The following is a 23849-nucleotide window of genomic DNA, read 5'->3' as shown; positions in this document are numbered from 1 at the left end:
GGATGGTGAGGGGTTATCTCGGTTTTGGGGGGCGGATTTTGCGACATGCCGGGTGCCGTGAAGAAGGGATCTGATGAGGCGCCGGGGGATGCGGTCAAGAGTGTGCGGGTCATGGAAGAAAGCAAAATCCCCGCCTTGACGCGGGGATTCTGGTCAGGGCAAGGACTCAGTACATGGCCTCGCTGCCGGTCAGCATCTCGTGCAGCTTGGCTTTCTGCTCGGCGGTCAGCACCTTGCTCACCTCGAACAGGTAGTGGGCGCGGTAGTAGCGGGCCTGCGCCTGTACGTCGCTGATGGTCTGCAACTGCTTCTTGGCCGCCGCCTCGTCCCACTTGCCGGACTTGATCATGTTGACGATCACGTCCTGGCCGATGGCGTCGAGCTTGACCGAACTCAGCTCCTTGGTCGCCTGTTCGCGCAGTCCCTTGATCTGTTCCACCTGGGCGCTGGACAGGTTCAGCTCCTGTGCCAGGGTGGTTTCGCTCTGCAGCTCGGCGTTGCTCTCGGTGGCGAAGGCACTGGTGGCGATGCACATTGCCAGGGCTGTCATGGCGACTCTGAACGGATGCTTCATCTGACTTTCTCCTTGTTCTCATCGGATAGAAACCGCACGCATGGCGGTGCCTGCTGATTATAGGGAGCCCCCATGTACTGGAGCTTAAGCGGTGACAACTTGCTGACGCAGCCTGCCCCCCGGTCGGTTGCCCGGGGGGGCAGGGCAATTGCATAATGAGCGCCATATTTCGCCCGAGAGGGCCAGCGGAGGGCACTATGATGGGACTTGAGACGGAGATAGCCCGGTTATCCCAGGAACTGGGGGACGCGCTGATGGCGCGAGGCTGGCTGGCCGCCACGGCGGAGTCCTGTACCGGGGGCGGCGTCGCCACTGCCATCACGGATATCGCCGGCAGCTCGGCCTGGTTCGATCGCGGCTTTGTGACTTACACCAACGAGGCCAAGCAGCAGATGCTGGGGGTCAGCATCGACAGCCTGCTGCGCCACGGCGCCGTCAGCGAGGCCGTGGTGCTGGAGATGACCCGGGGTTGTCTGGCCCGCTCGGATGCGGGGATCTGCGTGGCCGTCAGCGGCATCGCCGGGCCAGGTGGCGGCAGCGACGAGAAACCGGTCGGCACCGTCTGGTTCGCCTGGGCGGATCGCACCGGCCGTCACCACTCCCTGCTCGCCCGGTTCGACGGGGATCGCCATCAGGTTCGCCAACAGGCGGTCAGACAGGCCCTGTCCGGCCTCCTGGCCCTGCTCAAATAAATTGGGCTTGATACTGTATGCATAAACAGTATACTTAGCCCGACTTCACTTCTTACTCACGATTCCCAGCGGAGATTGGCATGGATCAGAACAAACAGAAGGCACTGGCGGCTGCGCTGGGCCAGATCGAAAAGCAGTTTGGCAAAGGCTCCATCATGCGTCTGGGCGACAGCAAGACCATGGACATCGAAGCCATCTCCACCGGCTCCCTCTCCCTGGACGTGGCGCTCGGGATCGGCGGTCTGCCGTGCGGTCGCATCGTCGAGATCTATGGCCCGGAATCCTCCGGCAAGACCACGCTGACCCTGCAGGTGATCGCCGAGGCCCAGCGCAAGGGCAAGACCTGCGCCTTCGTCGATGCGGAGCACGCGCTGGATCCCATCTATGCCGCCAAGCTGGGCGTCAACGTCGATGACCTGCTGATCTCCCAGCCGGATACCGGCGAGCAGGCCCTGGAGATCTGCGACATGCTGGTGCGCTCCAACGCCGTCGACGTCATCATCGTCGACTCCGTGGCCGCCCTGACCCCGAAAGCGGAAATCGAGGGCGAGATGGGGGACTCCCACGTCGGCCTGCAGGCACGCCTGATGTCCCAGGCCCTGCGCAAGCTGACCGCCAACATCAAGAACGCGAACTGCCTGTGCATCTTCATCAACCAGATCCGGATGAAGATTGGCGTCATGTTCGGCAGCCCGGAGACCACCACGGGCGGTAACGCCCTCAAGTTCTATGCCTCCGTTCGCCTCGACATCCGCCGTACCGGCGCCATCAAGGAAGGGGACGAAGTGGTCGGCAACGAGACCCGCGTCAAGGTGGTCAAGAACAAGGTGGCCCCGCCCTTCAAGCAGGCCGAGTTCCAGATCTTCTACGGTGCCGGCATCTCCAAGGAAGGCGAACTGGTGGACCTGGGCGTCAAGCACAAGCTGATCGACAAAGCCGGTGCCTGGTACAGCTACAATGGCGAGAAGATCGGCCAGGGCAAGGCCAACGTGATGAAGCTGTTCTCTGAGAACAAGGCGCTGGCCGCCGAGGTTGAAGCCAAGCTGCGCGAGCTGCTGCTCTCCGGTGCCGCTCCTGTGGAAGAGAAGGCTCCCGCTGCCGAGTACGACGAGTACGAAGCCGAAAACGAACAAGAGTTCGAGTAAGGAACAGGAAAGGCCGGGTGGATACCCGGCCTTGTCATTTATGGTTGATGAATCCGTTACCGAGCCGGTCGAACCGACCTTTGAAGAGCAATTGGCGGCCGCCCGTGCCTATGCCATGCGCAGCCTGGCCCGACGGGAGAGCGCCGAGTCTGAACTGGCCAGGCGCCTGCGTCAGCAGGGCTACCAGGAGGAGGTGATCGAGGCGGTGCTCGACTACTGCCGCGGTTACAACTGGGTCAATGACGAGCGCTATGGCGCCATGGCGGTGCGGGCCGGTGCCGCCAAGGGACAGGGCCCCCTCAAGATCCGCTTCGACCTGCGCCGCAAGGGGCTGGACGATGGCCAGATCGATGCTGCCTTCGAGCAGCCCGAGCTGGACTGGTTCGAACTGGCGTTCGCCCTGCTCGAGCGGCGTGCCAGCGTCGCCGAACTGGATGACTTCAAGCTGCGGATGAAGTGGCTCAAGTATCTGCTTGGGCGGGGCTTTACCCAAGATCAGGCGCGTTATGCCATCTCTGCCATGCAGCAGGGGGGCGAATGAAGGGCTGGTCCTGGTCAGGGGGGAACCTGCGGCCCGTGAAGAAGGGAGAGGGCATTTTCCCTGTTTCATCCTGTCTCTGATGACAAGGGTGCCATGATCCGCCACCCAGCCGACTCCCCTCACCGCCTGCTCCTGTCTGGCGTGCTGCCGCAGCCCCTTTCCTTGGGGGCTTTTTCACCCGCGACGGGCCCGCGCGTTTTACTTTACCCGGCAGAAAACTTACATTAATGCGGTTAAAAGTCCGTATTCGAATCAAGCAGGATTTTCCATGTATATGTCCACGTCAGAGATACGCGCCGCGTTTCTCGAGTATTTCCGCACCCAGGGGCACCAGGTTGTCTCTTCCAGCTCGCTGGTACCGCACAATGACCCGACCCTGCTGTTCACCAACGCAGGGATGAACCAGTTCAAGGACGTGTTCCTTGGCGCCGACAAGCGTGCCTACAATCGCGCCACCACGGCCCAGCGCTGCGTGCGGGCCGGCGGCAAGCACAACGACCTGGAAAACGTCGGCTATACCGCGCGTCACCACACCTTCTTCGAAATGCTGGGCAACTTCAGCTTCGGTGACTACTTCAAGCAGGACGCCATTCGTTTTGCCTGGGAATTCCTGACCGGTACCCTCAAGCTGCCCAAAGAGCGCCTGCTGGTGACCGTGTATGAGACGGACGACGAAGCTTTCAACATCTGGGCCAACGAGATCGGCGTACCGACCGATCGCATCGTGCGCATCGGTGACAACAAGGGCGCCGCCTTTGCATCCGATAACTTCTGGCAGATGGGCGATACCGGTCCTTGCGGCCCCTGCACCGAGATCTTCTATGACCACGGTGACCACATCTGGGGCGGCCCTCCCGGTTCCCCGGAAGAGGATGGTGACCGTTATATCGAGATCTGGAACGTGGTCTTCATGCAGTTCAACCGTCAGGCTGACGGCACCATGGAGCCGCTGCCCCGTCCGTCCGTGGACACCGGCATGGGGCTGGAGCGTATCTCCGCCATCATGCAGGGGGTGCACTCCAACTACGAGATCGACATCTTCCAGGCGCTGATCAAGAAGGCGGCCGAGATCGTCGGCACCACGGATCTGAGCAACCAGTCCCTGCGCGTCATCGCGGACCACATCCGCTCCTGCGCCTTCTTGGTGGCGGACGGCGTCATGCCCTCCAACGAAGGCCGCGGCTACGTGCTGCGTCGCATCATCCGTCGCGCCGTGCGCCACGGTCGCAAGCTGGGGGCCACCGAGGTCTTCTTCTACAAGCTGGCCGCCGAGCTGGCGGTGCAGATGAAGGACGTGGCAGCCGAGCTGATCGCCCAGCTACCGCTGGTCGAGCGCGTGCTGCGCATCGAGGAAGAGCAGTTCGTCCGCACCCTGGACCGCGGTCTGCTGTTGCTGGAAGACGTGCTGGCCAACCTCGGCGATGCCAAGGTGATCCCGGGCGAGGTGGTCTTCAAGCTGTACGACACCTACGGCTTCCCGGCGGACCTGACCGCCGACGTGGTGCGTGAGCGCGAGATCGGTATCGACGAGGAGGGCTTCAAGGCGGAGATGGAGAAGCAGCGCGCCCGCGCGAAAGAGGCGTCCAGCTTCGGCGTGAACTACAACGACGTCCTGAAACTCGACTTCGAGACCCCCTTCACCGGCTACAAACAGCTGAGCCAAATGACCCAAGTGGTCGGCATCTACAAGGATGGCGTCGAGGTCAGCGGCCTGATCGCGGGCGAAGAGGCCGTGGTGGTGCTGGCAGAGACCCCCTTCTATGCCGAATCCGGCGGTCAGGTGGGTGACAGCGGCATCCTGAAAGTGGATGACGGCATCTTTGCGGTGACCGATACCCAGAAGGCGGGCAAGGCGATCATTCACAAGGGCTACCTGGAGCTGGGTACCCTGGAGAAGGGCGCCGAGGTCGAGGCCGTGGTCGATGGGGATCGCCGCCAGGCCGTGGCCCTGAACCACTCGGTCACTCACCTGCTGCACGCGGCCCTGCGCCAGGCGCTGGGTGAGCACGTGACCCAGAAGGGCTCGCTGGTGGGAGCCGAGCGCATGCGCTTTGACTTCTCCCACTTCGAAGGGCTGACCATGGCGACCATTCGCCGCATCGAAGAGCTGGTCAACGCCCAGATCCGTGCCAACCACGCCGTCAACACCGAGCTGATGAACCTGGATGCCGCCAAGGCGGCCGGCGCCATGGCCCTGTTCGGCGAGAAATACGAAGACGACGTGCGCGTGGTGCGCATGGGCGACTACTCCACCGAGCTGTGCGGCGGTACTCATGCCAAGCGCACCGGTGACATCGGCTTCTTCAAGATCATCGCCGAGAGCGGCATCGCCGCCGGCGTGCGCCGCATTGAGGCGGTGACCGGCAAGGGCGCCATCGACTTCATGCACCAGCTGGGCGAGCAGATCGAAGAGGCGGCCGCCCTGGTGAAGGGGGATCAATTCTCCATCGCTGACAAGGTGCGCCAGCTGATGGACAAGGCCAAGCTGATGGAGCGCGAGCTGGAGCAGCTCAAGGCCAAGCTGGCGGCCCAGGCCGGCAGCGATCTGCTGAGCCAGGTCATCGAGATCAAGGGCCAGAAGGTGCTGGTCGCGGCGCTGGAAGGGGCCGATCCCAAGTCCCTGCGCGGCATGCTGGACGAGCTGAAGAACCAGATGAAGTCCGGTGTCGTGCTGCTGGCAACCAGCAGCGATGACAAGGTTAACCTGATTGCCGGCGTCACCAACGATCTGACCGCCAAGGTCAAGGCCGGTGAGCTGGTCAACCTGGTGGCCCAGCAGGTGGGTGGCAAGGGCGGTGGTCGTCCCGACATGGCCCAGGCGGGGGGAACCCAGCCCGAGGCGGTGCCGGCGGCGCTGCAATCCGTTCACTCCTGGCTGGAAGAGCGCCTGTAAGCGGGCGAGGTGATCTGTGGCACTCTATGTACAGAAGTACGGCGGTACCTCGGTGGGTACGCTGGAGCGGATCGAGGCGGTCGCCGATCGTGTTCAGCTGACCCGGGCCCAGGGACATGACGTGGTGGTGGTCGTCTCCGCCATGTCGGGCGAAACCAACCGGTTGCTGGGCATGGCCCAGCAGCTGGATCAGGATGCCAATCGGCGCGAGATGGATGTGCTGATCTCGACCGGTGAGCAGGTCACCATAGCGCTGCTGGCGATCGCGCTGAACAAGCGCGGTTGCCCGGCGGTCTCGATGACTGGCGATCAGGTCCGTATCCACACAGATTCCGCCTATGGCAAGGCGCGCATCACCCACATCGACACCGAGCAGGTTCAGGCCGAACTCGGTGCGGGCAAGGTGGTGGTGATCGCCGGCTTCCAGGGACGTGACGAGCACAACGCCATCACGACTCTGGGCCGAGGCGGTTCGGATACCACGGCCGTGGCCGTGGCGGCGGCCATTAAGGCCGACGAATGCCAGATCTTTACCGATGTGGATGGTGTCTATACCACGGATCCGCGCATCGAGCCCAAGGCGCGTCGCCTCGATACCATCACCTTCGAGGAGATGCTGGAGATGGCGAGCCTGGGGGCCAAGGTGCTGCAGATCCGTTCGGTGGAATTCGCGGGCAAGTACCGCGTGCCGCTGCGGGTGCTGTCGAGTTTCGTCGACGGAGAGGGAACCTTAATCACATATGGAGGTGAGAGGATGGAAGCACCCCTGGTATCCGGCATTGCGTTCAATCGCAACGAGGCCAGTCTGACCATTCTGGGTGTGCCGGACAGGCCGACGGTGGCCGCACAGATCCTGAATCCGATCAGTGATGCCAACATCGATGTCGACATGATAGTGCAGAACACCATGGGGGATGGCACCGCCGATTTTACCTTCACGGTGAATCGGGATGACTATCGCCGGGCCCGCGCCCTGCTGGAGGAGACCGCCACCCTGCTGGGGGCCGCCTGCGTGCAGGGCAACGGGGAGATCGCCAAGGTCTCCATCGTCGGGGTCGGCATGTGGAATCACCCCGGCGTCGCTCGCACCATGTTCAAGGTATTGGGCGAGGAGGGGATCAACATGCAGCTGATCTCCACCTCTGAAATCAAGATATCCGTGGTGATTGACGAGAAGTACCTGGAGCTGGCCGTGCGCTCGTTGCATTCGGCCTTCGGGCTGGATAATGAGCCTCATGAGCAGCCCTTGGGGAACAATCCCTGATTGATTTAGTTTCAACCATTTACCATATCGGTATCTTTGTAAGATAATGGCGCATATCGATATAAATACAAAACAGGATACAGGAGCAAGCGAATGCTTATTTTGACTCGTCGTGTAGGGGAAACCCTGATGATCGGTGACGAAGTGACCGTGACCGTACTGGGCGTGAAGGGCAACCAGGTCCGCATCGGCGTGAACGCGCCGAAAGAGGTCTCCGTGCATCGCGAAGAGATCTATATGCGGATACAGGCCGAGAAAGTCCCGGGCCAACCAAATTTCTAAGCCGTCTGATCGACAGCTGCCAAGGCGACATCCTAGGTGTCGCCTTTTGTTTTTCCGGGCCTTGCCAATGGGCCTGCAGGGCGCGGCCGTACTGGGTAAGTGTTGATATTGCTTGAATATTCCACGCTTTGACCAAATGCTGAGCGAACACGCTGTTTTCTCCAAAAAAGTGTTTGACTAAAAATCCCTGTGAAGTATTATCAGCCCCGCAAACGGAGAGGTGGCCGAGAGGCTGAAGGCGCTCCCCTGCTAAGGGAGTATGCGGCTTATACCCGCATCGGGGGTTCGAATCCCCCCTTCTCCGCCATTAGCGCCCGTAGCTCAGCTGGATAGAGTACCTGGCTACGAACCAGGTGGTCAGAGGTTCGAATCCTCTCGGGCGCACCATATTTGACTCTTGGAGTCATGTGTTGACCATCAGCAAGTCGGCACTAAAGAAGGCTTACTGTTGAGTAAGCTTTTTTTATCGTTTGAAAACAGGGCGCCCGTAGCTCAGCTGGATAGAGTACCTGGCTACGAACCAGGTGGTCAGAGGTTCGAATCCTCTCGGGCGCACCATTTCAAGCGAATACAATGATTTATGAGCGCCCGTAGCTCAGCTGGATAGAGTACCTGGCTACGAACCAGGTGGTCAGAGGTTCGAATCCTCTCGGGCGCACCATGTTTCAAGCAGTGCAACAAGTTGTGAGCGCCCGTAGCTCAGCTGGATAGAGTACCTGGCTACGAACCAGGTGGTCAGAGGTTCGAATCCTCTCGGGCGCACCATATATCAAGCAGTGCAACAAGTTATGAGCGCCCGTAGCTCAGCTGGATAGAGTACCTGGCTACGAACCAGGTGGTCAGAGGTTCGAATCCTCTCGGGCGCACCATACAGACAGCCTCGACTTAGGTCGGGGCTGTTTTTTTATGGGCCGGATCCACACTGTATCCATTTCCACCTCATTCCTGCCTCACCCTCCTTATCCCGTGCCGCATCAGCGCCTTGCAGGCCACTCACCATAGAGCACATGCGGCTCGTCACCATAACCGCGCTGGCAGCCGTCAGTTGCCCTTCGGCGGCCAATAAAAAAGGATGCCGCAGCATCCTTTCAGGTCTTGATGGGACGAACTCAGCTCTTCAGCCACTTGCGGATACGGTTGGCGTCGCCGACCGGGGTGCGCTTGCCCACCGAGTTGAGCAGTACGATGGCGAGCTCCTGGCGGTCCGGCTTGGCGCGCATCAGCAGGCAGCGGCCCGCCTCGTCGGTGTAGCCGGTCTTGGAGAGGCGCACGTCCCAGTCCGGGTTCTTCACCAGCGGGTTGGTGTTGTTGAACATCAGGCTGTAGGCAGGCTTGGTGAAGCGCATCTCCTTGCTGGTGTCCTGGGTGAATTGGCGGATCAGCGGCTGGCGATAGGCGGCGGCGATAAGCTTGGCCAGATCCCGGGCGGTGGAGACGTTGCGGGTCGACAGGCCGGTGGAGTCATAGAAACGGCTGTTGCGCATGCCGAGCTGTTTGGCCTTGTTGTTCATGGCGCGGATGAAGGCGGAGCGGCCACCCGGATAGTGTCGGGCCAGCGCCGAGGCCATGCGGTTCTCGGAGGACATCAGCGCCAGATGCAGGGCGTCGCGGCGGGTCACCTTGGTGCCCATGCGCACCCGGGAGTAGGTGTGCTTGATGTTGTCCCTGTCGTTCTGATCTATGGTCAGGGTCTGATTCAGGTTCTGGCGGGCATCCAGCACCACCAGGGCCGTCATCAGCTTGGTGAGGGAGGCGATGGGCCTGACCTGGGCAGGGTTCTTCTGGTAGAGCGTCTTGCCGGTGTTGATGTCCATGACCAGGGCGCTGCCCGACTTGAGCTGCAGCTTGGCCGGGTTGGGGGCCGCCATGGCTGCGGGCAGCCCCTGCATTCCGATCAAGCCACACAACAGCGCGATTGCGCGAATCCAACACCTCATACAACCGACTCCATCCACAGCGAAAAAAGGCGCTAGATTCACTCATTTTTGCCCCCGCTTTACAAGAGCGGCCTGGCGGAATTCGTCACTATTTCCATAAAAAAGGGCCGCCTGACGGCGACCCTCCTCTTGGTCTCACTCTCTGGAGACGCTGGCCCTGCGTTTGCTCCACCAGCGCCAGACCAGGGCGATGAGGCCGCCCACCAGCAACACCACGGGCAGATAGAGGATGATGCTGAGAAACTGGGACTCATACTGCGCGGCCAGCTTGGTGTGGCTCAGGTAGTAACCCAGCCCGACCAGGGGGCAGATCCACATGATGGAGCTGATGAGGTTGACCACCAGGAAACGCCCTTGCGGGATCTCGTTGGCACCCACGATATAGGGGTAGGCGGTACGCACGAAGGCGATGTAGCGGGCGGTGATCAGGGTGATGATGCCGTACTTGTTGAGCAGGTAGTGCACCTTCTCCTTGTGCTTGTCATCCAGGTGGGACATCAGCCTGTGGTACATCTGGGTATGACCGAGGAAGCGCCCCTGCATGTAGCCAAGCCAGGTGCCGAAGAAGGTGGCCAGGATCAGCAGCGGTACGACCGCCAGCGGCAGCACCCCCTGATAGATCAGCACGCCGGTCAGGATCAGCAGGGTGTCCCCTGGCAGGAAGGCGGTCGGGATAAAGCCATTTTCCAGCACCAGAAAAGTCAGCAGGACGACATAGACCATGAAGACCATATTGGGATTGGAAAGGGTCGCCAGATCCTGATTAATGAAGGCGTGAGCCAGGTGGTAAAACTGCTCCATACATGCAAACTCCGCAGGTTAGCTGGGTTGGTCGGTCAAGGGCATGGCAAGCACCTTGTCGATGCGCAGGCCGTCCATATCCACTATTTCCAGTTGCCACTGTTCCAGGGTGACCAGGTCTCCGGTCTGGGGAAGGCGGCCAAGGAGCAGCATGATAAGCCCTCCGAGGGTGTGATAGTGATGTTTTTCTTCTTCCGGCAGTCGAACCAGCTCCAGGCAGTCCTTCAATTCGGGCAGCGGGATCAGGCCGTCGAGCAGCCAGCTGCCGTCGGCGCGCCGGAAGGCCCAGTTGTCCTCGCCGCCTTCCTGCTGGAAGTCGCCGGCCAGGGTTTCCAGCAGATCCTGCTGGGTGACCAGCCCCTGCAGCTCGCCATATTCGTCCACCACCAGCACCATGTGCTCGGCGTGGGTACGGAAATGGTTGAGCAGCTCCAGGCCGTTCAGGGTCTCCGGCAGCAGGCTGCCATCCTGGGTCAGGGCCGCGAGATCGATGGGCTCCCCCTTGATGTAGGCGTGCAGCACCTTGCCGACGTTGAGGATGCCCACCAGATCCGACAGGCTGCCGTCACAGACCGGGAAGAAGCTGTGGCGATACTCCACCAGGCGCTGCAGGTTGGTCTCCAGCGGCAGGGAGAGATCCAGATAGCGGATGTCGCTGCGCGGCACCATCAGGGAGGCCAGGCTGCGCTCGTCGAGGCGGAACACGTTCCGTAACATAGTGTGCTCGTGATCCTCGATCACCCCGGCCTCTGAGCCCTCCACCAGCATGGCGTGGATCTCCTCCTGGGTGACGTTGGCACCGCTGCTCTGATCGACCCGCATCAGGCGCAGGCTGGCGTTGGTAGAGGCCGAGAGCAGCCAGACGAAGGGGCGGGTCAGGGTCGCCAGCCACAGCATGGGACGGGCCACCAGGCAGGCGATGCGCTCGGCGCTGAGCTGGCCGAGGCGCTTGGGCACCAGCTCCCCCACGACGATGGAGAGATAGGTGACCAGCACCACGACGATGACGGTGGCGAGCAGGCTGCTGCTTTTGGGGGAGAGCCCCCACTCCTGCAGCCAGAGGGCGAAGGGTTGCGCCAGCAGGGATTCGCCGTAGATACCGTTGAGCAGGCCTATGCTGGTGATGCCGATCTGGACGGCAGAGAGGAAATGGGTCGGATCCTCGCCCAGCTTGAGGGCGATGGCGGCACCGCCGCTGCCCTCGCTGGCCATCTTGGCAAGACGCGCCTTGCGGGCGGTGACGATGGCGATTTCCGACATGGCAAAGACACCATTGAGCAAAATCAATCCAAGCAGGATCAATATTTCCATACTGCAGCAGCACTCCCGGTAGAAAAGGTCGCTGGCAGTGTAATGAATTTGCGGGCGATGCGCTTGTGAAAGGAAGTGATTTGGCTCGTGAATTTTTCAATACGCCTCCCGGGTTGGCGGCGTTGCTCCGCGAGGGGGCTTCCCCCGGTTGCGGCAGCGGGACAGGGCCAGGCCCGCTTCGGTGGGGGCCGGACAAGAAAAAGCCCCCGATGGACGGGGGCTTGTGATGGGGAGGGGCCGCTTAGAGCGCCGCGATCTCGGCCTGCTGGGCCTCCAGCTTGGTCAGCTGGAGACGGTAATCGTCCAGCTTCTCGCGCTCCTTGGCGATGACCGCTTCCGGCGCCTTGGCGACGAAGGCTTCGTTGCCGAGCTTGCCTTCGATGCGGCCGCACTCGCCGACCAGACGGGCCACCTCTTTGGCCAGACGGGCCAGTTCGGCATCCTTGTCGATGAGACCGGCCATGGGGATCAGCAGCTCGGTGGCACCGATCAGCTTCTTCACCGACAGGGGGGCGGTTTCACCTTCGCCAAGCACGCGGATGGACTCCAGACGGGCCAGCGACTTGAGGAAGGCCTCGTTGCCCTGGGCGCGCTCGGCATCCTTGGCATCGCACTGGAGCAGCACGTTGAGGGGCACACTCGGCGCCACGTTCATCTCGGCGCGGATGTTGCGGATGCTGACGATGAACTCCTTCACCCACTCCTGATCCGCCATCGCGGCTTCGTCCACCTTGGCGGCGTCGAATTCCGGGAAAGCCTGAATCATGATGGTGTCGGCGTTGACACCGGCCAGCGGAGCGACCGATTTCCAGATGGTCTCGGTGATGAAGGGGATGATCGGGTGCGCCAGACGCAGCAGGGTTTCCAGCACGGTCACCAGGGTGTGGCGGGCAGCGCGCTGCTCGGCCTCGGAGCCCTTGGTCAGCACCGGCTTGGTCAGCTCCAGATACCAGTCACAGAACTGGTTCCAGATAAATTCGTACAGGACGCCTGCCGCGATGTCGAAGCGGTAGGTATCGAGCGCGGTGCGGAAGTCGCGGATGGCCACTTGCAGCTGGGACTGGATCCAGCGATCCGCCAGGCTGAACTGCATCTCGCCACCGGCAAAGCCGCAATCCTGATCTTCGGTGTTCATCAGCACATAGCGGGAGGCGTTCCACAACTTGTTGCAGAAGTTGTTGTAGCCGTCCAGGCGCTTCATGTCCCAGTTGATGTCACGACCGGTAGAGGCCAGCGCCGCCAGGGTGAAGCGCAGGGCGTCGGTACCGTGGGCATTGATCCCTTCCGGGAACTGCTTGGCGGTGCGCTTGGCGATCTTCTCGGCCATCTGGGGCTGCATCATGTTGCCGGTGCGCTTCTCCAGCAGATCTTCCAGGGAGATGCCGTCGATCATGTCGAGGGGGTCCAGCACGTTGCCCTTGGACTTGGACATCTTCTGGCCTTCTTCGTCGCGAATGAGGCCTGTGATGTAGACGGTCTTGAACGGGACTTGCGGCTGACCGTTCTCGTCCTTGATGAAGTGCATGGTCATCATGATCATCCGGGCGATCCAGAAGAAGATGATGTCGAAGCCGCTCATCAGCACGTCGGTGGGGTGGAAGGTCTTGAGCGCCTCGGTGTTGTTCGGCCAGCCCAGGGTGGAGAAGGTCCAGAGGGCGGAGCTGAACCAGGTGTCGAGCACGTCTTCGTCCTGACGCAGTACGGTCACGGACGGGATGCTGTGCTTGGCGCGCACTTCGTCCTCGTTGCGACCCACGTAGACGTTGCCGGCGTCGTCATACCAGGCAGGGATGCGGTGACCCCACCACAGCTGACGGGAGACGCACCAGTCCTGGATGTCGCGCATCCAGGAGAAGTACATGTTTTCGTACTGCTTGGGCACGAACTGGATGCGGCCATCTTCGACGGCTTCGATGGCGGTCTTGGCCATGGGGGCCACGCGCACGTACCACTGGTCGGTCAGCATGGGCTCGATGGGCACGCCACCGCGATCGCCGTAGGGCTGCTGCAGCACGTGATCCTTGATCTCGGCCAAGAGGCCCAGCTCGTCCAGCTTGGCGACGATGGCCTTGCGGGCGGCGAAGCGCTCCATCCCGGCGAACTCGGTCGGCAGGGTGGCGTCATAGGCGGTGCTGGGATTGCCGTTGGTGTCGACCACTTCGGCCTCGGCACGCACGTGGGCGTCCAGGGTGAAGATGTTGATCATCGGCAGGTTGTGGCGCTTGCCCACCTCGTTGTCGTTGAAGTCGTGGGCCGGGGTGATCTTCACACAGCCGGTGCCCTTCTCCATGTCGGCGTGTTCGTCGGCGACGATGGGGATCAGACGGTTCACCAGCGGCAGCAGGATGTGCTGGCCGATCAGCGCCTTGTAGCGGGGGTCTTCCGGGTTTACCGCGACCGCGGTATCACCCAGCATGGTCTCGGGGCGGGTGGTGGCGACGATCAGGTGATCCTGGCCCTCGGCAGTCTTGACGCCGTTGGCCAGCGGGTAGCGCAGGTGCCACATGTGGCCCTTGATCTCGCGATTTTCCACTTCCAGGTCGGAGATGGCGGTGTTGAGCTTGGGATCCCAGTTCACCAGACGCTTGCCACGGTACATCAGGCCATCTTCATAGAGACGGACGAACACTTCCTGCACGGCGGCGGAGAGGCCTTCATCCATGGTGAAGCGCTCGCGCTCCCAGTCCACGGAGTCGCCGAGGCGGCGCATCTGGCGGGTGATGGTGCCGCCGGACTCTTCCTTCCACTGCCAGATCTTGTCGATGAAGGCTTCCCGACCGTAATCGTGGCGGGTCTTGCCCTCTTCGGCGGCGATCTTGCGCTCCACCACCATCTGGGTGGCGATACCGGCGTGGTCGGTGCCCGCCTGCCACAGGGTGTTCTTGCCCTGCATGCGGTTGTAGCGGATCAGGGTGTCCATCAGGGTCTGCTGGAAGGCGTGACCCATGTGCAGGCTGCCGGTGACGTTCGGCGGCGGGATCATGATGCAGAAGGAGTCTTTGCTGGTGTCGCCGTGGGGCTTGAAGTAACCCTGGGCTTCCCAGTGCTGATAGAGCGCCTGTTCGATGGCGTTGTGATTAAAAGTCTTTTCCATGGTCTCGCCGTATTCTGGATGGATGGATTCTGGTGTTGATTCGTCGTGGATCGAGGGTGGCGCAGTCAGGGCTGCGCCGGATCCGGTGCGGCAAGGACGGGCTGATCCCTCATCTCGAGGGTGTGGCCCGCCTGGCGATAGTGCTTGTAGCGCTCGCGGGCTTGCTGCTTTTGCGTTTCGTCAGTGGGGACAAAATCTACCACTTGAGCGAAGTGTCCTGCAAACAAAGGTGTCTGCCGGGCCAGGTTGATGAGGCAGGCATAACGCCGCTTCGGCGGCTGATGGCCGATCTCCACCGGGGCCTGACCGCTCTCCCCCTGCAACTGGTGCGGCACGAAACGATCCGGCGGCAGCTGCCACAGCAGCTCGTCCAGGCGCAGGGCCTGGGCCTCGTCGTCACAGAACAGATAGAGGTGGCCGCCACTCCAGCCATCGGCCGCGAGCTGGCAGACGAGGCGCTCGACGGCGGAGGCATCCGCATCATCGGGCTGGCTCATCAGGTAAAAGGTCACTTGGCTCATCAGGTGGGTCCCGTTTGGCTGTGACGGACAGCGATTGGCCGTCTGCTGGGGCGCCGTGCGGTGCGCGGTATCCCAATGTTCTCAATGAAACAAGGAAGAGGCGAGCCTCTTCCTTGTGATACAGGGTAACGCCTTCTCGCATCGCTCATCGAGTCGATGGGGAAGGGTATCGCTCCTTGTCTTCGACGTCCGCCACGCCGGCTCGATTGGGCAGGAAGATGCTGGCTCGGCAGGGGCAACGGGCTGTCGGGCAAGGATGGTTTTACTCTTTATCCTCAACGTCTGCCACGCCGGCTCGATTGAGCAGGAACTGGGTCAGCAGGGGCACAGGACGACCGGTGGAGCCCTTCTCCTTGCCGCTCTTCCAGGCGGTCCCGGCAATATCCAGGTGGGCCCAGTTGTACTTCTTGGTGAAACGCGACAGGAAGGCGGCAGCGGTGATGGTGCCGGCCGGGCGACCGCCTATGTTGGCCATGTCCGCAAACGGGCTCTCCAGCTGCTCCTGATACTCGTCGAACAGCGGCAGGCGCCAGGCGCGATCCCCGGCCTGTTCGGAGGCGTTCAGCAGCTCGTGGGCCAGGGGGTTGTGGTTCGCCAGCAGGCCAGAGGTGTGGTGGCCCAGGGCGATGATGCAGGCCCCGGTCAGGGTCGCCACGTCGATCACGGTCTCGGGATCGTAACGGTCCACATAGGTGAGGGCATCGCACAGCACCAGGCGGCCTTCGGCGTCGGTGTTGAGCACCTCGACGGTCTGGCCGGACATGGTGGTGAGGATGTCACCGGGGCGGTAGGCGTTGCCCCCCGGCATGTTCTCGCAGCCCGCCAGCACGCCGATGACGTTGATGGGCAGTTGCAACTGGGCCAGGGCGTGCATGGTGCCAAGCACGGAGGCGGCGCCACCCATGTCGTACTTCATCTCGTCCATGCCGTCTGCCGGCTTGATGGAGATGCCGCCGGAGTCGAAGGTCAGCCCCTTGCCCACCAGCACGATGGGCTTGGCGTCGGCGTTGCCCTTGTACTCGATGATGGCCATCATGGCCTCGTTCTCGGAGCCGCGGGCCACCGCCAAGTAGGAGTTCATGCCGAGCTCGGCCATCTCCTGCTCGCCGATCACCTTGGTGGTGATGTTGTCATAGGCATCCGCCAGACGACGGGCCTGGGAGGCGAGGTAGGCCGGGTTGCAGACGTTGGGCGGCATGTTTGCCACGTCGCGGCAGACGCGCACCCCCTTCGCCACGGCCAGGCCGTGGGTGATGGCTCGCTCGCCTATGGTCAGTTCCCGACGCGTCGGCACGTTGAACACCAGCTTGCGCAGCGGGCGGCGCGGTTCGGCCTTGTTGGTCTTGAACTGATCGAAGCTGTAGAGGCCCGCCTTGGTGGTTTCCACCGCCTGACGCACCTTCCAGTAGGTATCCCGTCCCTTGACGTGCAGTTCGGTCAGGAAGCAGACCGCTTCCATGGAGCCGGTCTCGTTCAGGGTGGTGATGGTCTTGTTGATGATCTGCTTGTACTGGCGTTCGTCGAGTTCCCGCTCCTTGCCGCACCCGACCAGCAGCACGCGCTCGCTGAGCACGCCCGGTACTTGGTGCAGCAGCAGCATCTGGCCTGGTTTGCCTTCCAGATCGCCGCGGCGCAGCAGCGAGCTGAGGTAGCCGTCGCTGATCTTGTCCAGCTGTTCGGCAACCGGAGAGAGGCGGCGAGGCTCAAAAACGCCGACCACGACGCAGGCGCTGCGTTGCTTCTCAGGACTGCCACTCTTTACACTGAACTCCATGGAATCTCCTACATCCTAAAGACAAAAGGCACCATTTATTGAATAATGCGGTGCTTGTTGGGGTATCAGAGGCGGAGCGAACAGCCACAGGCTCCGCAGTTCAAACTGGTAAAAATCCAATATAGGGCCCTATTTTTCAGGCATTCGACTAAAAACACAAGTTTACTTGGGAATGACTGTGATCGTTTTCCGATATTTGTTCAGGGAGACCCTGAAAACCCAGCTGGCGGTGCTCTTCGTGCTGCTGCTTATCTTCGTCAGCCAGCAATTTATCCAGATCATCGGCGACGCCGCCGATGGCGAGGTGCCGACGCGCCTGGTTTCCACCCTGCTGCTGCTCAACCTGCCGAATATGGCGCTGTTGATGCTGCCTATCAGTCTGTTTTTAGCCATTCTGTTTGCTCACGGCCGTTTGTATGCGGAAAGCGAGATGACGGTGATGCACGCGGTGGGATTCAGCCACCGTTTCATCATGGGCAGCGCCATGGTGCTGGCCCTGCTGACGGCGGCCGTCGCGGCGTTCAACACCGGCTGGATCGCCCCCCAGGCCAAGGAGCGCGAGTATCAGGTGATCGACGAGTTCAAGGCCGATCCGGGCATCTCCTTCCTGCAGGCCGGTCGTTTCATGGAGCTCGACAAGGGGCGTCTGGTCGCCTACATCCAGGATCTCAACGACAAGGGGTCCGAGCTGCAGAAGATCTTCGTGCTGCAACGGGCCGAGGGCACCTCGCCGCCCTCGGTGGTGGTGGCGACGGAAGGGGTGGTCACGGTCGACAACAACGGGCTGCAGTGGCTGACCCTGAAGGACGGTTCCCGCTACGAGGGGCACTTCAATACCCGCCAGTTCCAGATCTCCCAGTTCGACGAATACAGCCTGGTGATCCGCCAGCAGGAGATGGAGCGCTCCAACCGCAAGGCGGCGGCCAAGCCGACCATGGCGCTGCTCGGCACTCAGGACAACCAGCTGATGGCGGAGCTGCAGTGGCGCCTGTCGCTGCCGCTGTCCATCCTGGTGCTCACCTTCCTGGTGGTGCCGATGGCGCGGGTCAACCCCCGTCAGGGGCGCTACGCCAAGCTGCTGCCGGCCATCCTGCTCTACCTCTCCTACTTCCTGCTGCTCAGCGCCGCCCGGTCGGCCATCGACAGCGGGCGTCTGCCCCACTGGCCCGGCATGTTCTTGGTGCCCCTGGTCTATCTGCTGCTGATCGGCCTGCCGCTCAACCTGCAGGGCACCAGCTGGTGGAACGGGATGAAGGGGCACTTCTTCCGGAGAAAGTCAGCATGATGCTGCAACCTAGGAGTTTCTGCTGATGTTCGGCATTCTCGATAGATACATAGGCAGGGTCATCTTCATGTCGATCCTGCTGTGCGAGCTGACCCTGGTGGGGCTGGCGGCGCTCATCAAGTACGTGGAGCAGTTGAAGGCGGTCGGGGAAGGCAACTACGACATGCTCAATGCCCTCTACTTCGTGCTGCTCTCCATGCCGAAAGAGGCGGTGCTCTTCTTCCCGCTGGCGGCCCTGCTGGGCGGCCTCATCGGTCTAGGCCAGCTGGCGACCAGCTCCGAGCTGGTGGTGATGCAGGCGGCGGGCCGCTCCAAGATCAGCATCGTCATGGCGGCGCTCAAGACGGCGATCCCCCTGATGTTGCTGGTGGGGCTGATGGGAGAGTATGTGGCCCCGGCTGCCAAGCGGATGGCGGACGACATCAAGGCGGGCGCCATGTCGGAAGGGCGGCTGACCGTCTCGGCCTATGGGGTCTGGGCCCGCGACGGCAACAACTTCGTCAGCATCAACGGGGTGCGCAACGACGGCGCCCTGACCGGTATCACCCTCTACCGCTTCACGCCGTCCCGCAACCTGATCGACGTGGTCCAGGCGCAGGAGGGGGTGTTCGAGCAGCATCACTGGCTGCTCAAGGGGGTGCATGTCACCCGCTTTGACGACCCCACCCGAGTCCTTGATGAAAAGCATGCCCAGATGGAGTGGCAGTCCGAGCTGACTCCCAAGCAGCTCGGGGTGGTCAGCATAGACCCCGAGAACCTCCCCATCTCGGGACTGCGGGACTACATCGGCTATCTGGACGCCAACAAGCAGGACGCCGGTCGTTACAAGCTGGAGATGTGGCGCAAGCTGCTGTCGCCGCTCTCCGTGGTGGCCATGATACTGCTCGCCTCCTCCTTCATCTTCGGCCCGCTGCGCTCGGTGAGCATGGGGGCGCGGATGCTGATGGGGATCATGACCGGCTTCGCCGTCTACGTCAGCGATCGGGTCTTTGGCCCCGTCAGCCTGGTCTATGCGGTGCCCCCCATACTGGCGGCCATCGCGCCCAGCCTACTATTTGGCGGCATCTCCTTCTACATCCTGAGCCGCAAGCAGTAGCGGTCTGAGGGGCGGTGGCGTCGCTGGCAAAAGGCGGCCATCGCTCCCGATGTGCTGCTGTCTGGTGGCGTCTCCTTGTATATCCTGAGTCGCAAGCAGTAGCGGTCTGAGGGGCGGTAGCGTCGCTGGAAAAAGGCGGCCATCGCTCCCGATGTGCTGCTGTCTGGCGACATCTCCTTGTATATCCTGAGCCGCAAGCCGGCGTGGTCTGAGGCGACAAGATGCAAAGAGGGCACCCATGGGTGCCCTCTTTCTATTGCGTCAGGTGCGTCGGTCACTTGTTCAGCTGTTCCAGATTCTCTTCTTTGCTCAGTACCACGACCTCGCACTCGGCCCAGATATCCTGGAAGGCGCGCGGCCGCTCGCGGTTGAACACGCAGAGCAAGTTGCCGAGGCCGAAGGCCGAGGTCGCGAGCCGGATCAGTGCCTGAGTGATACGGATATTGCTGCCGTCCACATTCTGGATGCGCAGCCGCCAGGCTCGCATGCCGATGGTCTGGCCGGCACGGGTCCAGAACCAGGTGTAGAAGCCGCAGATCACCAGAGCCAGCCAGGCGCTGTAGAGGGGGCTGGTGAGCAGCCAGGCCGCATCCTTGCCTTCGGGCACGGTCGCCATGCCGGTGGCCAGCAGCAGGTGCGCCACCCCCATGCCGATGAAGCCGGCGATGATCAGCAGGGCGATGACCACCAGATAGTCATAGAGCAGGGCTCCCAGGCGCCGCAGCAGACCGGCTGACGGGTGTCGATGCTGGGGGGCGGGGGGCTGAAGGGAGGAGGGGGTCTTGCGCTTGGCCATGGTGATTATTCCATTAATATGATGCGGGCATTCTATGTAACTGATCCTGCATCGGCAAGGCGTTGAATAAATGAGCAAACGACGGTGGGTGAAAGAAAAACACCTTGCATGCCCAAACGCCATTCGTATAATCCCTCGCAGCTGCCCGGGTGGCGAAATCGGTAGACGCAGCGGATTCAAAATCCGCCGTAGCAATACGTGTCGGTTCGAGTCCGACCCCGGGCACCATCAGATTCCAAAACAAAAGGCCATCCTCGCGGATGGCCTTTTGTTTTGCCGCGCATGCCCTTGTCAGTCGATATTCTGAGCGATCCGCCGCCGCCCCCCTGAGTGATCGCAGAGGCTGGGCGCCTTCATGTGACGGCCGGGGTCAAACCCGGTGATCCCGACGCCGTAGCGGCCTACGACCAGCCTCGCCCCTTCTCCCCGCACGGGGCACAAAACACATCTGCGTTCTTCATGGCGCCGGCCTTTTCATTCGTTTCGCAAATGTCTTGGCGAGGGGCACAGGCTCCCTGTCACCCCGTGCACGGCATGCCATTGAGCCATCCTGGTGCAGGTGTCCGGCGCTGCACAGCCGAAGTGCGAATTCCCACCCGTCGCGGGGCGTCATGCTCCAATATGGTGCAATGCCGATGGGGGGTGATGGTAACCAGTTGAAAATAATAAATTATATTTTCTGGCCTGCTTTATGCTTTACATCTTCCATGTCGCCATGAGGAGCCCGTGACATCGTCTCCTGATGGCGGCGAGGATGCGGGCAGTGAGCAGGTTTGAGATTCATATCAGGAAATGGACCCGGATGCCGGGACGACAAGGAGAGGGCTGTATGTTCAAGAGACTCGTAATGACTGGCCTGCTGGCGTTGAGCGCTACCATGGCCGCCCCTGGCTGGGCCGAAGAGGTGGCCGCACAGGCGGATGTGGTACAGGCTGCCGCGACCGTGACGATCAACAAGGGGGACAACACCTGGCTGATGGTGGCGTCGGCCCTGGTGATCCTGATGTCCATCCCGGGGCTCGCCCTGTTCTACGGTGGTCTGGTGCGCGCCAAGAACATGCTGAGCGTGCTGATGCAGGTGTTCACCCTGTTCTGTCTCATCACCGTGCTCTGGGTGGTTTACGGCTATTCGCTGACCTTCACCGAGGGGGGCGCCTTCTACGGTTCGTTTGACAAGGTGCTGCTGGCCGGGGTGACGCCGGATTCCATCGCCGCCACCTTCAACAAGGGGGTGGGGATCAGCGAGTTCATCTATGTGGTGTTCCAGGGGGCCTTTGCCGCCATAACCTGCGGGCTCATCGTCGGCGGTTTCGCCGAGCGGATGAAGTTCTCGGCCGTGCTGCTGTTCGCGGTGATCTGGTTCACCTTCGCCTACATTCCGATGGCGCACATGGTATGGTACTGGGCCGGCCCGGATGCCTATACGGATGCTGCAGCCGCCGAGGCGGCCGGTGCCACCGCGGGCTATCTGTTCCAGCATGGCGCCCTTGATTTCGCCGGCGGTACCGTGGTGCACATCAATGCGGCGGTTGCCGGTCTGGTCGGTGCCTTCATGGTCGGCAAGCGGGTCGGGTACGGCCGGGATCCCATGACCCCCCACAGCCTGACCATGACCATGATTGGTGGCGCCCTGCTGTGGTTCGGCTGGTTCGGCTTCAACGCCGGCTCCTCCCTGGAAGCCAACGGCACGGCGGCCCTGGCCTTCGCCAACACCTGGCTGGCGCCAGCCGGTGCCGCCCTCTCCTGGACCTTCGCCGAGTGGGCGATGAAGGGACGTCCCTCCCTGCTGGGTGCCGTGTCCGGTGCCGTGGCGGGCCTGGTGGCCATCACCCCTGCCGCCGGTTTCGTCGGCGTGGGCGGCGCCCTCGTCATCGGCCTGCTGAGCGGTGTGGCCGGTCTGTGGGGCGTACACGGTCTCAAGCGCCTGCTGGGAGCCGATGACAGCCTGGACGTGTTCGGCCTGCACGGGGTGTGCGGGATCCTGGGGGCCGTGCTGACCGGCGTGTTTGCCAGCCCGGATCTGGGCGGCACCGGGGTCTGGGACTATGTGACCAACCAGGTGGCCGAGGGCTACTCCATCCTGGCCCAGGTGAAGGTGCAGGTGATCGGCGTGGGGGTGACCGTGGTCTGGACCGCCCTGGTCTCCGCCGTGGCCTACAAGCTGGTGGACCTGCTGATCGGCTTGCGGGTGAAGGAAGATGCGGAGCGGGAGGGTCTGGACGTGACCAGCCACGGCGAGAAAGCCTACAGCCTGTGATCCCCTTCCCCTGACTCGAGACCGCCGGCATTGCCCGGCGGTTTTTTTATGGCGCCACGGGGCGGGGAAGGGGCCCCGTCGTTATTTGCATGAAGAGGCGGTTTAGTGCCTGCATTTTGGGCGGATCTTCGCTAAACTCTGCCACCCTTTATTCGGGGTCGCCGGGTCAGCCCCGCCGCCACCCTTTCTTCTACGCCTTCGGAGCAGCTCATGCCGTTAGTGGGACACCAACATCGGATCGATATTCTGGAACTGACCGACAAGGGGGATGGCAAGGGTCGCCTGTTCGATCGCCCCCTCTTTGTCGAGGGTCTGCTGCCCGGTGAGCAGGCGTTGGTCGAGTTGACCGAGGTCAAGCCCAACTACCTGCACGGCAAGCTGGTCGAGCTGACCGGGCCCTCTGCCGATCGGGTGCCCGATTTCTGCCCCAACACAGAGTGCGGTGGCTGCCAGGTGCGCCCGCTGGCCTACCCGGCCCAGCTCGCTCTCAAGCAGACTCTAGTGCAGAGCACGCTGGAACAGGTGGGGCTGGGCGAGACCATCGTCAATCCCATCCTCGGTATGGACAGCCCCTTCGCCTATCGCAACAAGGCGCAGTATGCCGTGCGCGGCAGCGAGGCGGGGGCCGAGATCGGCTTCTATCGCAAGCACTCCCACGATCTCATCACCGCCGACGATTGCGCGGTGCAGGACTCGCTCCACGTCGAGCTCAACGCCCGGGTGCGCCAGTGGATGCGCGAGCACGAGGTCGCGGCCTACGACGAGGTGGCCCACACCGGCTGCGTACGCAACCTGATGACCCGCAAGGGCTTCAAGAGCGGCGAACTGATGGTGGTGCTGGTAACCCTGGGCGAGGAGCTGCCGTTCGAGGCCGAGTTGCTGGCGTGCTTAAGCGATCTGCCCATCACTACCCTGGTGCAGAACATCAATGGCGAACGCACCAACCGCATCCTGGGCGACAAGAACCGGGTGCTGCTGGGTAGCGGGGTGATCCGCGACAAGATCCACGAGCTCGAGTTCGAGATCTCGCCCCTCTCCTTCTTCCAGAACAATCCGGGCCAGACCGACGTGCTCTACTCCAAGGCGCTGGAGTATTGCGAGCTGACCGGCAGCGAGACGGTGTTCGACATCTATTGCGGCATCGGCACCATCTCCCTGTTCCTGGCGGGCAAGGCCGCCAGGGTGGTGGGGATAGAGTCGGTGGAGAGCGCCATCAGCGACGCCCGCCGCAACGCGGCCCTGAACGGCATCGAGCACGCCGAATTCCACGTGGGCAAGGCGGAGCAGCTGATGCCCGTGCTGCATGCCGACGGCGTGACCGCCGACGTGGTGGTGATGGACCCCCCCCGCAAGGGTTGTGACAAGGCGGTGCTGCAGACCCTGGTCGCCATGGCCCCGCGCCGGTTGGTCTATGTCTCCTGCAACCCGCAGACCCTGGCCCGGGATCTCGCCTGGCTGGTCAAGCAGGGCTTCGTGCTGGACGAGGTGCAGCCGGTGGACATGTTCCCGCACTCCATGCACGTCGAAGCGGTCGCTCGTCTGAGCCTGCCGGCCAAGGCCTGAATTGAATTAGCCAGATGGCTCTG

Annotated in this window: 18 protein-coding genes and 7 tRNA genes; 17 read left to right on the top strand and 8 right to left on the bottom strand. The window is 62.2% G+C overall.

All coding sequences use genetic code 11. The features are described from left to right. Window positions 1-166: 166 nt before the first annotated feature. Entirely contained in the window at window positions 167-574 is a 408-nt protein-coding gene (locus tag R2B70_RS17490) for a Spy/CpxP family protein refolding chaperone (protein ID WP_279987015.1), read from the bottom strand. 200 nt (window positions 575-774) lie between these two features. Here R2B70_RS17490 and pncC point away from each other — a divergent pair, with 200 nt between their 5' ends. The 12 genes from pncC to R2B70_RS17430 all read left to right on the top strand — a co-directional run bounded on the left by pncC (window position 775) and on the right by R2B70_RS17430 (window position 8260). Next, on the top strand, window positions 775-1266 hold the full coding sequence (gene pncC, locus R2B70_RS17485) for a nicotinamide-nucleotide amidase (RefSeq protein ID WP_209793823.1): 492 nt from the start codon (window positions 775-777) through the stop codon (window positions 1264-1266). An 80-nt stretch (window positions 1267-1346) separates the two neighbouring features. Next, complete coding sequence (gene recA / locus R2B70_RS17480; protein ID WP_042079364.1) at window positions 1347-2411, top strand: recombinase RecA; 1065 nt, start codon at window positions 1347-1349, stop codon at window positions 2409-2411. 40 nt (window positions 2412-2451) lie between these two features. After that, window positions 2452-2952, top strand: a complete 501-nt coding sequence (locus R2B70_RS17475) for a regulatory protein RecX (RefSeq protein ID WP_318163373.1) — start codon at window positions 2452-2454, stop codon at window positions 2950-2952. A 268-nt stretch (window positions 2953-3220) separates the two neighbouring features. Next, window positions 3221-5845, top strand: a complete 2625-nt coding sequence (alaS, locus tag R2B70_RS17470; RefSeq protein ID WP_042079362.1) for an alanine--tRNA ligase — start codon at window positions 3221-3223, stop codon at window positions 5843-5845. Between the two features lie 16 nt (window positions 5846-5861). Further along, window positions 5862-7109, top strand: a complete 1248-nt coding sequence (locus R2B70_RS17465; protein ID WP_042079361.1) for an aspartate kinase — start codon at window positions 5862-5864, stop codon at window positions 7107-7109. 93 nt (window positions 7110-7202) lie between these two features. Then, complete coding sequence (csrA, locus tag R2B70_RS17460) at window positions 7203-7391, top strand: carbon storage regulator CsrA (RefSeq protein WP_005315760.1); 189 nt, start codon at window positions 7203-7205, stop codon at window positions 7389-7391. 214 nt (window positions 7392-7605) lie between these two features. Further along, a tRNA-Ser gene (locus R2B70_RS17455) sits at window positions 7606-7698 on the top strand. Window positions 7699-7701: 3 nt separating this feature from the next. Continuing rightward, window positions 7702-7778 (top strand) — tRNA-Arg (locus R2B70_RS17450). A gap of 94 nt (window positions 7779-7872) precedes the next feature. Continuing rightward, a tRNA-Arg gene (locus tag R2B70_RS17445) sits at window positions 7873-7949 on the top strand. A gap of 26 nt (window positions 7950-7975) precedes the next feature. Continuing rightward, a tRNA-Arg gene (locus tag R2B70_RS17440) sits at window positions 7976-8052 on the top strand. A 27-nt stretch (window positions 8053-8079) separates the two neighbouring features. Next, window positions 8080-8156 (top strand) — tRNA-Arg (locus R2B70_RS17435). Between the two features lie 27 nt (window positions 8157-8183). Beyond that, window positions 8184-8260 (top strand) — tRNA-Arg (locus tag R2B70_RS17430). Window positions 8261-8500: 240 nt separating this feature from the next. Here R2B70_RS17430 and pbpG read toward each other — a convergent pair. From pbpG to pepA, 6 genes are all read right to left on the bottom strand, one after another. Continuing rightward, complete coding sequence (pbpG, locus tag R2B70_RS17425; RefSeq protein WP_216991589.1) at window positions 8501-9328, bottom strand: D-alanyl-D-alanine endopeptidase; 828 nt, start codon at window positions 9326-9328, stop codon at window positions 8501-8503. Window positions 9329-9463: 135 nt separating this feature from the next. After that, window positions 9464-10129 (bottom strand): DedA family protein, encoded by a 666-nt coding sequence (locus R2B70_RS17420; RefSeq protein ID WP_042079359.1) that lies wholly within the window; start codon window positions 10127-10129, stop codon window positions 9464-9466. An 18-nt stretch (window positions 10130-10147) separates the two neighbouring features. Then, window positions 10148-11440, bottom strand: a complete 1293-nt coding sequence (locus R2B70_RS17415) for a hemolysin family protein (RefSeq protein ID WP_042079358.1) — start codon at window positions 11438-11440, stop codon at window positions 10148-10150. A gap of 241 nt (window positions 11441-11681) precedes the next feature. Further along, the gene (locus tag R2B70_RS17410; protein WP_318162083.1) at window positions 11682-14534 is read right to left on the bottom strand and encodes a valine--tRNA ligase; all 2853 of its coding nucleotides are present in this window, start codon (window positions 14532-14534) and stop codon (window positions 11682-11684) included. A gap of 65 nt (window positions 14535-14599) precedes the next feature. Continuing rightward, a complete protein-coding gene (locus tag R2B70_RS17405; protein WP_219142899.1) occupies window positions 14600-15055 on the bottom strand; it encodes a DNA polymerase III subunit chi in 456 nt (151 codons plus the stop codon). A 262-nt stretch (window positions 15056-15317) separates the two neighbouring features. Then, window positions 15318-16829, bottom strand: a complete 1512-nt coding sequence (pepA, locus tag R2B70_RS17400) for a leucyl aminopeptidase (protein ID WP_209793669.1) — start codon at window positions 16827-16829, stop codon at window positions 15318-15320. Between the two features lie 172 nt (window positions 16830-17001). Here pepA and lptF point away from each other — a divergent pair, with 172 nt between their 5' ends. Together lptF and lptG are read left to right on the top strand one after the other, a co-directional pair. Next, complete coding sequence (lptF, locus tag R2B70_RS17395) at window positions 17002-18114, top strand: LPS export ABC transporter permease LptF (protein WP_216991593.1); 1113 nt, start codon at window positions 17002-17004, stop codon at window positions 18112-18114. A gap of 25 nt (window positions 18115-18139) precedes the next feature. Beyond that, on the top strand, window positions 18140-19210 hold the full coding sequence (lptG, locus tag R2B70_RS17390) for an LPS export ABC transporter permease LptG (protein ID WP_318162082.1): 1071 nt from the start codon (window positions 18140-18142) through the stop codon (window positions 19208-19210). Between the two features lie 274 nt (window positions 19211-19484). Here the strand turns inward: lptG and R2B70_RS17385 are convergent, their stop codons facing one another. Further along, entirely contained in the window at window positions 19485-20006 is a 522-nt protein-coding gene (locus tag R2B70_RS17385; RefSeq protein WP_042079352.1) for an RDD family protein, read from the bottom strand. A gap of 143 nt (window positions 20007-20149) precedes the next feature. Between R2B70_RS17385 and R2B70_RS17380 the strand changes: the two genes are divergently transcribed. The 3 genes from R2B70_RS17380 (at window position 20150) to rlmD (ending at window position 23826) form a co-directional block, all read left to right on the top strand. After that, a tRNA-Leu gene (locus R2B70_RS17380) sits at window positions 20150-20234 on the top strand. Window positions 20235-20835: 601 nt separating this feature from the next. After that, the gene (amt, locus tag R2B70_RS17375; RefSeq protein ID WP_042079351.1) at window positions 20836-22263 is read left to right on the top strand and encodes an ammonium transporter; all 1428 of its coding nucleotides are present in this window, start codon (window positions 20836-20838) and stop codon (window positions 22261-22263) included. Window positions 22264-22473: 210 nt separating this feature from the next. Then, window positions 22474-23826: a 23S rRNA (uracil(1939)-C(5))-methyltransferase RlmD gene (rlmD, locus tag R2B70_RS17370; RefSeq protein ID WP_318162081.1), complete on the top strand. Its 1353-nt coding sequence runs from the start codon at window positions 22474-22476 to the stop codon at window positions 23824-23826. The last annotated feature ends 23 nt before the right edge of the window (window positions 23827-23849 follow it).

It is taken from the genome of Aeromonas sp. XH, from assembly GCF_033348475.1.
In the GTDB taxonomy this organism is placed as follows: domain Bacteria; phylum Pseudomonadota; class Gammaproteobacteria; order Enterobacterales; family Aeromonadaceae; genus Aeromonas; species Aeromonas sanarellii.
The sequence above is the reverse complement of the archived record's forward strand: the minus strand, read 5'-3'. Positions and strand labels throughout refer to the sequence as shown.